Origin of the sequence: Paenibacillus whitsoniae, assembly GCF_003955665.1 — a bacterium.
Classification (GTDB): domain Bacteria; phylum Bacillota; class Bacilli; order Paenibacillales; family NBRC-103111; genus Paenibacillus_E; species Paenibacillus_E whitsoniae.
In genome coordinates, this window is the sequence record NZ_RXHU01000081.1 from 1 (window position 1) to 12,895 (window position 12,895).

Consider the following 12,895-nt stretch of genomic DNA (forward strand, 5'->3'; position numbering starts at 1 on the left):
GCGGTGTCGTTTGATGCGGCGGGCGCAGCAGCCGCAGCGGGGCGCATCCGCGCCGCCGGGGATCGCGGAGCGATCCTGCTCGGCAGCGGCGCCAAAGCCGCGGGCGCGAGCGTGGTTGCGCTCGCGGAGCGGTTAGGCTGGCGCGTAGCGACGACGCCGCGCGGCAAAGGCGGTTTTCCCGAAGACCACCCGCTTTCGCTGGGGGTCTACGGGCTGTCCGCTCATCCGCAGGCGAGCGAAGTCCTGAACGGCAGCGGCCACGACGTGCTGCTGATCGTGGGTTCGACGTTAGGCGAGCTTGCGACCAGTAACTGGGAGCCTCGCCTGGTGGAAGGCCGGACGCTCATCCAGATCGACTATGATGCGGCCGAGCTTGGGAAAGTGTACGACGTGCACTTTCCGGTGTTAGGCGATGTGCGGGATGTCATTCCCGCACTGCTGGAGCAGCTGCCGCCGGTTAGCGGCACGGCGGCGTGGCAAGAGCTGGCCGCCGCGCGCGCGGAAGCGGCTGCGGCGGCGGTGGCTGTGGAGCCGCTGGCTGCGGGCAGCGGCGAGGCGGAGGCGTGGAATACGCGCGCAGCGATTCGCCGCTTGAGCGAGATCGCGCCGGGGAACGCGCGATTCTCTTTGGACATTGGCGAGTTCATGACGTACTCGATTCAGAATCTGCTGATCGAACGCGGTCAGGCGTTCGATATCGATATTAATTTCGGCGGCATGGGCTCCGGCATCGGCAGTGCGCTGGGCGCGCAGCTTGCGGAGCCGGAGCGGCCTACGATTTGCGTGACGGGCGACGGCTGCTTCTTCATGCACGGAATGGAAGTGCTGACGGCGAAGGAGTACGATCTGCCGATCGTGTTCGTCGTCATCAACAACGCCCGCCTGGGGATGGTGTACCACGGGCATATGCTGCAGTATAAGCGCTGCCTGGACGATTTTTCGCAGGCGCGTACAAGCATTGCTGGGGTAGCCCAGGCGCTCGGCCTGCGCTATGCCGAAGTCAGCTCGCTGGCGCAGCTGGAAGCGCAGCACATGCAAGCGTGGCTTGGCGGCGGGCCGGTCGTGGTGGAGGTCATTGTCGACGGCAATGAGATTCCGCCGATGGGCGAGCGGGTAAAGTTTTTGCAGGGTGCGACGTATTAGGCGCGCGATAATCAAAGCTGTCCGGTGTGTGGGCGAGAGAAGGGTCTCGTCTGCGTGCCGGAGGGCTTTTTTTGCATGTGTTTGATCGATGTCTAGGAGGAACATCTCAAATAAGAGTGGCAAACCGCATCTATGATGGCATTTCCTTCACTTCTTGAGGAAAAATAAAGGTTTGGCCAGTTTCCCTAAAATGACTAGACCTAAGAGGGCCTAGCCCCTTCTAATTTGTGAAAATTGGCTAGTTTCGCTTAGCTAAGAGGGTCTGGTCACTTTACAAATTAGGTCTCCTTGGCGTAGTGGGGACTGTGCACAGGGCATATCCCCTTTCGTCTGATGCGTAAGGATCCATTGCTCAACCGACGGTCAATTTGAATGTTAGCCGCTGTCGTGCTATCGTTGAGACGAACAGCTTGACTATGATTATTCGGAGGGAGCGCTTGCTCATGTTAAGACGAACTATTGGACGATTGAATCGGGAGACGTCGGTTGTGATGTTTGGAGCTGCAAGCTTGGGGCAGGTCACGCAGCAGGAGGCAGATGCGTCGATCCGGTTTGCGCGCGAGCACGGAGTCGACCATTTTGATACGGCGGCAAGCTATGGCGATGCCGAGGTGCGGATGGGGCCGATCATCAGCGGGATTCGGGATGACATTTTTTTGGCGACGAAGACGGGGCAGCGCTCGAAGCAAGGGGCGAAGGAGGAGATTTACCGTTCGCTCGAGCGGATGGGGGTGTCCTCCGTCGATTTGCTGCAGCTGCATGCCGTCGGCAGCATGGAGGAGCTTGACCGCTGCACGGAGAAAGGCGGCGCGTTGGAGGCGCTGCTGGAAGCGCAGCAGGAAGGCATCGTGAAAGCAATTGGCATTACGGGTCATGGGCATGAGGCGCCGAAGGTGCATTTAGAGGCGCTGCGGCGGTACCCTTTTGCGACGGTGCTGCTGCCGCTCAATTACTTTATGTACAGCCTACCGGAGTACCGCGAGGCGTTCGACGCTTTGATGGAAGAGGCCGGGAAGCAGCAGGCGGCGGTTCGCGCGATCAAGGCGATTGCCAAAGCGCCGTGGGCCGTCGGAGCGGAGCGTCCGTATGCGACGTGGTACGAGCCTTTTGACGAGCAGCGGGTGATCGACGCTTGTGTGCAGTTTATTTTATCGTTCCCAGGGCTAAGCGGGTTTGCGACGGCGGGGGACATTCACCTGTTCCCGAAAATCGTGGACAGCGTCGAGCGGTTCGGCGATATGGGTGCGGAGGAAGCGCAGCGGATTTTGAGCAGCGTTCCGGGCTACACGACGGTGTTTGGCGCGCCGACTTCAATTGCATAGATCGTCTGAGAAATCCCTTTGGCATGCGTCTTGTGCGGAAGGGATTTTTTGTTAAGACATTAAGACGAACTGGACTCCGAATACCTATAGAGGTTAGGAGGAGTTCACATGATCAAATGGAAGCGATGGCTGCTGCTCGTCTGCGGGATCGTGCTGCTCGGAGTGCTTGGCGGCGGACTGACGGTCTATGCCTATGTACACAAGCTGGATGTCTCGCTGCTGGATCAGCCACTGCCGGAGGCGACGCACATTTTGGATAAAAACGGGGTAGATATTTACCAGCTGTCGGGTTCGCGGATTGATGCCGCCCGATTGGCCGATATGCCGAAGGCGCTGACGGATGCGGTGGTTGCGGTGGAGGATCGGCGCTTTTATGAGCACAAAGGCGTCGATTTGAAGTCGATTACGCGGGCAGTGGCGCGGGATGTACTGCGGGGCGGCTACTCGGAGGGCGGCAGTACGATTACGCAGCAGTTGGCGAAGAATTTGTTTTTGACTTCGGATAAAACGTTGGGGCGCAAGCTGAAAGAAGCCGCTTATGCGATCAAGATGGAGACGGATTACAGCAAGGATGAGATTCTGGAGATGTATCTGAACCGGATCTATTTCGGCGAGGGGAGCTGGGGCGTGGGGGCCGCGGCGAAAACGTATTTTAATAAAAATGTGAAAGACCTCACGCTCCCGGAGGCTGCGGTGTTGGCTGCATTGCCGAAGGCGCCGAGCCATTATTCGCCTTTTCAGAATGAGGAGCAGGCGTTGGAGCGGCGTAATACGGTGCTGAAGCTGATGGCGGACGAAGGCAAAATCACGGCGGAAGCTTACACGCAAGCGGTCGCCGCCCCGCTCGGCACCGTCAAGCAGGTGGCTGACGACAGCAAGGAACGTTATCGTTCTTACGTGGATGCGGTTATCGACGAGGCTGTGCGGCAGTACGGCTTTACGGAGGAGCAGCTGCTCACCGGGGGGATGCGCATTACGACCGAGCTGGATGCAACCGTGCAGCAGGCGGTGTGGGAGGTGTATCGAGACGACAGCTTATTCCCGGCTGGTAAGCCTGACCAGTTGATCCAAAGCGGAGCGGTCATTCTCGATCAAAAGACCGGCGGCATTCGGGCCATTGCCGGCGGCCGCGGCGAGAGTGTGTTCCGCGGTTTCAGCCATGCCACGCAGCTCAAGCGGCAGCCGGGCTCGTCGTTCAAGCCGATTGCGGTGTACGGTCCTGCGCTGGAAATGGGTTACAAGCCCGGCACGATGCTGTATGACGGACCGCTGAATATCGAGGGCTACCAACCGCAGGACTGGGATCATCAAACCCGCGGGCAAGTGTCGATGCAGGAGGCCATTATCTCCTCTTGGAACATTCCGGCAGTTTGGCTGCTGAAGGAGATCGGCATTGACAAAGGCTTAGGCTTCGCGAAGTCTGTCGGCATTTCGCTGCCGGACAGCGACCGCCAGCTGGGAACCGCACTCGGCGGGCTCACAGAAGGCGTATCGCCGCTGCAGATGGCGCAGGCGTTCAGCACGTTTGCAGCGAAGGGCGTGCTGCATCCGGCGCATACGATCGCGAAGATCGAGACCGGCGACGGCCACCCGTTGGTTGCGTACAAGGAGGCGGGCGTACCGGTCATGAAGCCGGAGACGGCGTATGCGATGACGTCGATGCTCCAGCAGGCGGTCGCGCAAGGCACGGGGAAGAATGCGGCCATGAACCGGCCGGTTGCGGGCAAATCCGGGACAACGCAATTGCCGGATTCGAAGGAGTTTGAGGGTGCCGGCAACGGCAGCGCCAAGGATGCGTGGTTCGTCGGCTATACGCCGGAGCTGACAGGCGCAGTGTGGGTCGGGTACGATAAAACGGACAGCGGCCATTATTTGACCACGTCAGGCGGGGCGGTCCCGGCGGTGGTGTTCCGGGAAATCATGAGCAGATCTTTGGCAAAGGTGCCTGTGGTGCTGTTTGATATGCCGATTCCGGCGGCGGATGATCCGGCGATTTCCGCAGGTGAAGTGCAGCAAGATCTGCTGAAGAACGGAGAGAAGGGGCCGTCGAAGAATCAGCCGAAGAAACAGGAGAAGGCGCGGAAAGATCAGGAGAAAGGGGGCAAGGAGGGGAAGGAGAGATGACCATATTTGGATAAAAAAAGAATCGCCCACATTGTGAATGGGGCGATTCTTTTTATTATGCAGGAAGATCAGTCCTTGCCATCATGTTTCTCGTGCTTCTGCTTGTCGGATCCGCGGCCTTGATGGGAATCGCGGTCCGCATTTGGGGATTTCGGCGAGTTGGGCGCTTTGGTTGCACTCGCCTTCAGGTTGATATTCAGCTTACGTGCATCTATGCGGTACTGGGTCGCGAGCTTCTCAGCTAGTATTTGTTTGGCATTCGGGTCGGAGAGATCAAGTGCGCCTAGCAAATTGGCACACCATTTGCGCGCATCGTCGCCTGTCAGATGAAATTTGCCGGCTTGCGGTGCTTGGATGGTCAGATCCCATTGGGCATCTTTCGTTCGACCGATATGGAGGTTAAAATGCTCTCCCTTCACATCCAGCTCCACATGATCTGCTTGATCGTCTTCCTTGTCAGGCTTCTTGCCAGAGGACGGCGTGCTCGATGCCGGCGTCGGCGCAGCCGTTGTAGCGGGTGCCGTTGCTTCTGCCGTCGGCGCAGCTGTTGGTGCTGCGGTTGGTGTGGCTGTTGCTGATGGCGCAGATGGCGCCGTCGTGGCATTGGTACTCGAAGCCGGAGTCGTGCTTGCTGCTGCAGTCGCTTTGATGTAAGCCGCTTGGTTTTTATTGTTCATGAACACCTCAACCTGATCGCCTGCTGCCAGGTCAGCCAGCTTGGCAGTCTGTTCATTGCGGTACACCCACACGGATTGGGCTACCGTGACGTTGCGATCGCCGGCTTCCGTATGTACAGTCAGGGAATGGTCAGTTAAAGCTTGCAGCGTGCCGGTTACAGCCGTTGCGGCGGCCGTTTCGGACGAAGTTGCAGCGTAGGCGCTTAAGCCGCACAGCAGCATGGCGATAGCGGCCAAGCCAAGCAGGGCGAGCTTTATGCGTTTTTTAGTCATCATAGAAAAACACCTCCACTCACAGCTTTCGGCTGCAAGGGAGGTTTTGGGACGGTCTGCGAGTCGAATGGTGACGCGGAAAGCGCATGACGACAGGCCTGCAAGTGTGTAGACAGTGTGATTTTGGAGGGCGTTCTGATTTGAAATCGCTGTCTTAATCGTTCGAATTATTCATCAGACGCTGCATAAAATCCTCCGCCGCCCGGTACCCTTGCTGGCGTAAGTACCAGTTGTTGGCGGCGGCTTCAACCAGCCCTGCTACGTCGCGCCCCGGTTGGAGCTGGATTTCGATATGCGGGACTTGAATATCCATATATTCCGTAAAGCGGGGCTCCAGCTCCAAATCGTTATTGAGCGCGTTCTCCTGCCATTTCGTCAGCTCAATGTCGAGGACGATGCGCGTTTCGTCCTGAAACGCTTTGCGGCCGTATAGGCGGGATACGTTGATCAGCCCGATGCTGCGAAGCGCGAGGAATTCTTTGGTCTTGCCGTTGTGCGTGCCGAGCAACGTTTCGGGGCTGATTTTTTTCAGCACGACGATGTCGTCGGCGACGAGGCGGTGGCCCCGGCGAATGAGGGTGTGAGCGGTTTCACTTTTGCCTACGCCGGATTTGCCTCGGAGCAGGATGCCGATGCCGGAGACGTTGACGCACACACCATGGATCGCGATCTCTTCGGCCAGCGATTTGCTCAAATACAGGTCGACCAAATCCTGAAATTTGCTGGTCGGCGCGGAGGTTCGCAGGAGCGGGATTCTTTCTTCTTCGCAATATTTTTTCAAATATTTCAGGCCTTCCTGGCTCCGGGTGACGACAAAGCAGGGCGGATGGTACTTGACGATGTTGCCGATATGCAAATTGCGCTCGTTCTCAGAGAGCTTGTGCAGATACGTAATTTCTTTGCGGCCGAGAAGCTGAACATGCGCCTGCGGGAAAAAGTCAAAATAACCGACGAATTCGAGGCCGGGGCGGTGCGCTTTTGTTTTGGTGATCGGGCGGTGCAGCTCGGATTGGCCGGCCAGCACTTCGAGCGAGAAACGCTCGACGAGATCTTTGACAGTGACGGATTTCACGAGGGAATCCTCCTTACGAGAAATATGCACTTGAACTATTCGTGTTCGGGTGGGGGCAATCCTGCCGGAGGCGCGCGGGGAAATGTGAGAAGGTGATGAACAGAAAAAAAGCCCCATGCAGTCGTCTGCATGGAGCGAAGGTAGGCCAGGTTCTCATCTTGTATGTAAAAGCAGCCTATCTATGCAAGCCGCATTTTTTGGCGAGTGTTGGCCATGTCGAAAGGAACATGTTCTCCCACCGGTCCTCGGGTAAAATAGAAATCCATCTTGCAATTTGATCCAAGCCCATTTCTTGGAGCGTGTGGAGCACTTCTTCTTTTTCTGTTCCGGTTTTTAATGCTAACATCTCAAAACCACCTCATCCAATAGTTTCAAACAATTATGCATATGCGCCGGAATGAAAAGATGTGACGGTTTTTTCATAAATGCTGAATTAAGTTTTGAATGAATTGCGGATTTTGGGATCGAGCTGCTGCACGAGGCGCTCCACTTCCTCGGCGGACACCTCCTCGTCGCCGTAGCGCGAGCGGTTATATGCCGCTGTAACATCATGAAGCGCCGCAGAGCCAAGCCTATGATTGTGAGAAAGTTCCTGTTCGGTCTCACTCGGCGTGTAGGCTTGTTTATACGCATATCCATCTCGGGCGGCCCGTTCGATCAGCTTGCGGTATAGGAACCGCACCCGCTCGCGGTTGCTCCTGAGCTGGGACCACCCCGGCTCCTGCGCCTCTGATGAACGGCCAAACATGCCCGCCATGCGCTGCCACCACAGGGAGGGGAGCTCCTTCCAGTTCAAAAGATCCTCGCGCTCATCCGTATACCCGGCGCTTGCTTCACTGTCTTCACGTCCTTGCGAACCGCGCAGCAGGTAGCGAAGCAGCCGGCGCACGGCAGGCCACACTTTGGCGACCAGCAGGTAGATCAGACCGGCTGCCAGCGCCAGAACGACAAGCGCTATGAAGGCGATCATGGCGTAGTGCAGCAGCGCTTCGAGCCAAGCGGGCTTCTTGGATGGGTCGGAGGGCGGCAGCTGGAGCGGCGGCGGTGTTGCGGCTGGTTCGGTCGGCGCCTCGGACGGCTTGCCGTTCATCAGCCGGATCAGCCAGACAAGGGCTGATCGCAGAACGTGAAGCAGGAAGCGGCCCACCTGCTGAAAATAAGCAATCCCCGTCAGCACGACCAAGAACACGATCAGCCACACCCGACTTGATTGCCTCACTGTGCGGGAGAGGGAGGAGGCTGCGGCCTCCTCTGTGCCCGCGAGCGTTGCACCTAGCAATTGGCTGCGATTCGACAGGACGAAGAAGATGAACAGCGCGCCGAGCCCGCAGCCATTCAAAACAGCGGCATACCCATGCAGCAGCTCCGTGTGCGTCATGATCGGCACGCCAATGAAAAATACGGCGGTCAGCAGGCCGAACACGACGGGAGGATATACGGCAAGCCGCCCCATTCTGACGCTGCGGATGCCGCGATAGACAAAGAACGCGCCTAGGATCGCGCCGAGCGCCATTTGCCAGCCGGTGGTCACGAACAGGAAGGTCGCCGCAGTTCCGACGAGTGCACTGAGCAGCAGCTCGTAAACTTTACGGCGAAGCCGGGGCACATACCCTATAAGCGAGCCGGCCATAAAGCAAAGCGCCGTCAGCCAGAAAGCGTTCCATGGGGCGGACAGCGGAGCTTGCCAAGACGCTGGAAGCCCAGTCCCGATGAGCAGAATGACCGGCGCAAACAGGATGAGTTCCAGCAGGCTGTAGGCGGCGCTGGTTCCGATTTTACGAAGAAACGGCATTGGACGCCTTCACCTCCAAGCTCTCCAGACTTTCGATCAGTTCATGCTGCAGCGGAACAAGACTTACCGTATGTCCGGCGTCTTCCAGTTCCTCGATCCGCTCATGCATGCCCTCCGAGACATAGGCGGTCAGCAGAACGATGTCGACAGGGGAAGTCTCTTCTTCCAACAGTTGAAGGAGAAAATCCTCGCAAGATCGGGCGCAGGAGATCGCCAGCTTCGCCATCGTTGCGAACAAATAGTCGAGCTGCTGCGCCCCGCCCTCGGGCGCGCAGTAGACGGGAACGCTTGGCGCATCCAGCCGCCAGCCGTTGTAGCCGAAGCCAACCGGCACGCCTTGACTGATGGCGTAGTCGGCGAGCGTGGCGGCGTAAGAGAGACCTTTTTCCACTAGCTCGGGGTCGGTTACGGCGTCCCACATTTCCTCGGTCACCTGGCTGTTGACGACGATGACGAGCCGCGGATCGGCGGTGAATTCGCGATTGTACACTTGCAGCCGCCCGGTGCGCGCAGTGGCTTTCCAGTGGATGCTGTTCATCGTATCGCCGAACCGGTATTCCCGCACGCCGGAGACGAGGAACGGGTCCGGCACCATCCAGCGCCGGACGATCACGTCGCCCTGCCAGCGGCTGGAGAGGATCGGGACTTCTTCCGGCTGCACGAGCCGCGGATAGACAAGCAGTTCAACGTGCAGGCGATGCGTCTTGGACGCCGCCTGTACCCCGGTGAGATCGCCCATCGCCGCAGCGACGGTCTCCAGCTTATACCAGCCGCGCCGCGCACAGTGCACGTGATGCCTCCGTACGATGCGGGTGTAAGGCATCAGCGTGAAGAGGCTGCGGTGGTTCTGAAAAAGTGAGCCGGTGCTCACTTCGAGATTGTTCATCTGACCGAACCGGAGTCCGGTGGAGAGGGTTGCTTCGAGCCGCAGCCACGGGATCGGCAGCAGCTTGCGGTTCATGATCGTCTCGATCATGAGTATGTCTTCGCCGGCATGGGCGTGGGCGCGATCGAACTTACGGTCGATCTGCAAGCCGCGGAAGCCCCAGCGCCCCATCAGCTTATGCTGGAGGAAGAAGAGCAGGGCGGCGAGAAGCAGTATCCATGAGATGCTCATTGGGCTCGCCTACCCCAGCTTGGCTTCGGTCGGCACGCGCACCGAGCCGAGAATGCCGCTGAGCAGCGCCGCCACGGCCTGCTCCTGCTGACGCGACCGCGTGCGCAGCAGGATGCGGTGCGCCCACACGGGCGCCGCCAGCGCCTTGATGTCGTCCGGCAGCACGTAGTCGCGGCTGCGCAGCGCCGCGTACACCTGCGCCGCCCGCATCAGGGCGCGCACTCCGCGCGGGCTGACGCCGAGCGCGGTATCCGCATGCGTGCGCGTCGCTTCCGCGAGCTGCACGATGTACTGCAGGAGCTCGTCGTCGACGCGCACCTGCGTGAAAGCCTGCTGCGCCTCGAGCAGCTCGGCGCGGGAGATGACCGGGCGCAGGCTGTCCAACGGATCCTGCGTCCGGTAGCGCTTCAAGATCTCGAGCTGTTCCTCCGCCGCCGGATAGCCCAGCGAGAGCTTCATCAGGAAGCGGTCAAGCTGCGCTTCCGGCAGGGGGAACGTCCCCTGGTTATCGACGGGGTTCTGCGTGGCGATGACGAGGAACGGCGCTTCGAGCCGGCGCGTTTCCCCGTCGATGCTGACCTGGCGCTCCTCCATGCTCTCCAGCAGAGAGGACTGGGTGCGCGGCGTCGCGCGGTTGATCTCATCGGCGAGCACGATGTGGGCGAAGATCGGGCCGGGGCGGAATTCGAATTCGCCCTGTTTTTGGTTAAAGAAGTTGATACCGCTTACATCGGACGGAAGCAAGTCGGGGGTGAACTGGATGCGCTTCATCGTGCCGTCCAGGGAGCGGGCGAGCGCTTTGGCGAGCTGGGTTTTGCCGGTGCCGGGCACGTCCTCCAGCAGCACATGGCCGGAGGCGATGAGCGCAATGGTCAGCAGCTCGACGGTCTGATCTTTGCCGACGATGACACGGCCAACGTTCGTTTTTATTTGTTCGCCAAGCCGAGCGATTTGGGAAATGTCCAAGAGAAAGGCCTCCTAACGAGTGAGGAATGATAGTTGCGATAATAACTAATTTTAACAGAGGCGGGGCGGATTGTCCCTCTATTTTACAAGGGGAGGGATTTGCCCAATGTTATAAGAAGTTGGAGGAAGCGCTAGAACGCCAAGGGAACCTAATGTAGATGAACTTCAGAAGGTCTTTTGAGATTGTTAGGAGGGGCTAGACCCTCTTAGTAGAGCGAAAACAGCCGATATCCGCAAGTTAGAAGGGGTTAGGCCCTCTTAGGTCTAGTCATTTTAGGGAAATCGGCCCGGATTGCGGCCATTAAGAGGGGCTAGACCCTCTTAGCTGGGCGAAAACAGCCAATTTCCGCAAATTAGAAGGGATTAGACCCTCTTAGGCCTAGTCGTTTAGGGAAGCCGGCCAAAGCTGCGGCCGTTAGGAGCTTTCCTAGCCACCGGGTGAGCGGGCTTCTGGAGGGCAGACCGAACATTTGCGGCCGTCGTGCAGGAGTTTCCCGGAAATTGCTTCGGTGGATGATGGGGGCAAGCAATGCAGTTTCGGCAGAGGAAAGCGCAGGGGAGTGCGAGTAGTGTAGCTTGGGGGAAGTGTGGGTGCATGAGCGCGGTGCTGCTTCATCTAACTTCCGTATATGCTAACGTCCGCCAGTCGTGGGGAGACCCGACGGAACGCTAACGCAAATCCCATTTGTGTATTCCAAAAGCAATGAGTACAATGATGATAAAATTGACCAAGCTGGAGGAGAACGGGCATGTACAAGCTGCTGTTGGCGGATGACGAAGAGGATGTGCGGGAAGGCGTCGTTCGGGAAATCGATTGGGAGGCCATCGGCTATGAAGTGATCGAGAAGGCCGAGAACGGGAAGGAAGCGCTCGAGATGGTCGAGCGGCTGCAGCCGGATGTCGTCGTGACGGACATTCAGATGCCTTTTATGAACGGATTGCAGCTGGCTGAAGCAATTCGAGAGCGCTTTCCGACGATCCGGATTATTATTTTGACCGGACATGATGAGTTCGAGTACGCCCAGCGGGCGGTGAAGCTGCATATCGACGAGTATGTGCTGAAGCCCTTTTCCGCAGATGAGCTGGTGCGTACACTGACGAAGGTGAAGGCGCACATTCAGGAGGAGGAGGCGCACCGCAAGGACGTGCAGCTGCTCAAGGAGCACTACCGCAAAAGCATGCCGGTGCTGCGGGAAAATTTTTTAGCCACATTAATGAATCGCAAGCTGCCGAGGGACGAGGTGTTCGAGAAGGCGGCGACCTACGGCATCAACCTGGCGGGGAATCGTTATGTGGTGGCGGTGCTGAGCATCGATGGCGTGCTGATCCGCGAGGAGGATGTGGAGAACCGCGAAGAACTGGCCAAATCGGTCTCGCTCAAATATTCCGAGGATCAGGCTTTAAAATATTTCGCCCTATTAAATATTTCCGAGGAAATAGCGACGAAACGCGGTCTCGGCCTTATTTTCATGCATAACGACCAAGTCGTATTCCTGGCGGCCAGCGCCACCTCCGACAAAGATACGGCGCTTCAAGAAGCGATGCGAGTGCTGGAAGAGATCCGGCAGAGCGTTGAGAAGTATTTGCGCTTCACGCTGACGGTCGGTATCGGGTCGGTCATGAAGGATGTGACCAAGCTCAGCTATGCCTACGAAGACGCGGTGCTATCGCTGGATTATCGGCTCATTCTCGGGAATAACCGGATGATTTATATCGATGACGTGGAGCAGCGCAGCGTGGAAAAGATTCGTTTCGACGATGTGAAGGAGCATGCGCTCACCCGGTGCATCAAGGTTGGTACGGTGCAGGAGATTCGCGAGACGATGGACGAGCTGTTTCAAGGGATTGAAGCGGGCGTATCCGTGAAGGATTATCAGATCTATTTGCTGGAGATGCTGACATGCATTTTGAAGGCGGCCAAGGATGCGAATCTGAACGTGGACGAGGTGTTCGGCGATAATTTTGTCCCGTTTACCGAGATTAACAAGTTTACGTCGCTGGAGGAAGCGAAGCATTGGATGACCGAGCTGTGCGCAAGCATGATCAACCACATTACGACGGACCGGCAGTATACGTATAAGAACCTCGTCGAGATGGCCAAGGAATACACGAAGGCGCACTATCCTGACGGCGATATTTCGATCAATAAGGTGTGCGGGCATTTGCATATCAGCGCGGGGTATTTCAGTTCTATTTTCAAAAAAGAGACGAAAATGACGTTTGTGAACTATCTGAATCAACTTCGGATGGAGGCGGCGAAGGAGCTGCTGCGCACGACGGATATGAAAGCGCTCGAAATCGCGGAGCGGGTCGGGTATTCGGATGCGAATTATTTTAGCTTCGCGTTTCGTAAATATGTCGGCGTATCGCCCAAAGAGTATCGCAATGTCAGCGATAAGGGGTAATCTG

General features: G+C 57.8%; 10 protein-coding genes. 4 read left to right on the forward strand and 6 right to left on the reverse strand.

The genetic code is table 11. The annotated features are described in order from the left end of the window. The 3 genes from EJQ19_RS24440 to EJQ19_RS24450 form a co-directional block, all read left to right on the forward strand. On the forward strand, positions 1–1,143 hold a 1,143-nt coding region (locus EJQ19_RS24440), incomplete at its 5' end, for a thiamine pyrophosphate-binding protein (protein ID WP_164716703.1). A 443-nt stretch (positions 1,144–1,586) separates the two neighbouring features. After that, positions 1,587–2,465, forward strand: a complete 879-nt coding sequence (locus EJQ19_RS24445) for an aldo/keto reductase (RefSeq protein WP_126143862.1) — start codon at positions 1,587–1,589, stop codon at positions 2,463–2,465. A gap of 108 nt (positions 2,466–2,573) precedes the next feature. Beyond that, the gene (locus EJQ19_RS24450; RefSeq protein ID WP_126143863.1) at positions 2,574–4,589 is read left to right on the forward strand and encodes a transglycosylase domain-containing protein; all 2,016 of its coding nucleotides are present in this window, start codon (positions 2,574–2,576) and stop codon (positions 4,587–4,589) included. 68 nt (positions 4,590–4,657) lie between these two features. Here EJQ19_RS24450 and EJQ19_RS24455 read toward each other — a convergent pair whose 3' ends face one another. The 6 genes from EJQ19_RS24455 to EJQ19_RS24475 form a co-directional block, all read right to left on the reverse strand. Further along, positions 4,658–5,542: a hypothetical protein gene (locus EJQ19_RS24455; RefSeq protein ID WP_126143864.1), complete on the reverse strand. Its 885-nt coding sequence runs from the start codon at positions 5,540–5,542 to the stop codon at positions 4,658–4,660. A 151-nt stretch (positions 5,543–5,693) separates the two neighbouring features. Beyond that, positions 5,694–6,611, reverse strand: a complete 918-nt coding sequence (gene hprK, locus EJQ19_RS24460) for an HPr(Ser) kinase/phosphatase (RefSeq protein ID WP_126143865.1) — start codon at positions 6,609–6,611, stop codon at positions 5,694–5,696. A 175-nt stretch (positions 6,612–6,786) separates the two neighbouring features. Further along, positions 6,787–6,957: a hypothetical protein gene (locus EJQ19_RS31990; protein ID WP_164716704.1), complete on the reverse strand. Its 171-nt coding sequence runs from the start codon at positions 6,955–6,957 to the stop codon at positions 6,787–6,789. Between the two features lie 87 nt (positions 6,958–7,044). Beyond that, positions 7,045–8,403, reverse strand: a complete 1,359-nt coding sequence (locus tag EJQ19_RS24465) for a DUF4129 domain-containing protein (RefSeq protein ID WP_126143866.1) — start codon at positions 8,401–8,403, stop codon at positions 7,045–7,047. Then, positions 8,387–9,520, reverse strand: a complete 1,134-nt coding sequence (locus tag EJQ19_RS24470; RefSeq protein WP_126143867.1) for a DUF58 domain-containing protein — start codon at positions 9,518–9,520, stop codon at positions 8,387–8,389. The genes EJQ19_RS24465 and EJQ19_RS24470 overlap by 17 nt, the downstream gene beginning before the upstream one ends. Before the next feature lie 9 nt (positions 9,521–9,529). Continuing rightward, positions 9,530–10,486 (reverse strand): AAA family ATPase, encoded by a 957-nt coding sequence (locus tag EJQ19_RS24475; protein WP_126143868.1) that lies wholly within the window; start codon positions 10,484–10,486, stop codon positions 9,530–9,532. Between the two features lie 749 nt (positions 10,487–11,235). Here EJQ19_RS24475 and EJQ19_RS24480 point away from each other — a divergent pair. After that, positions 11,236–12,891 (forward strand): response regulator, encoded by a 1,656-nt coding sequence (locus EJQ19_RS24480; protein WP_126143869.1) that lies wholly within the window; start codon positions 11,236–11,238, stop codon positions 12,889–12,891. Positions 12,892–12,895: the final 4 nt, after the last annotated feature.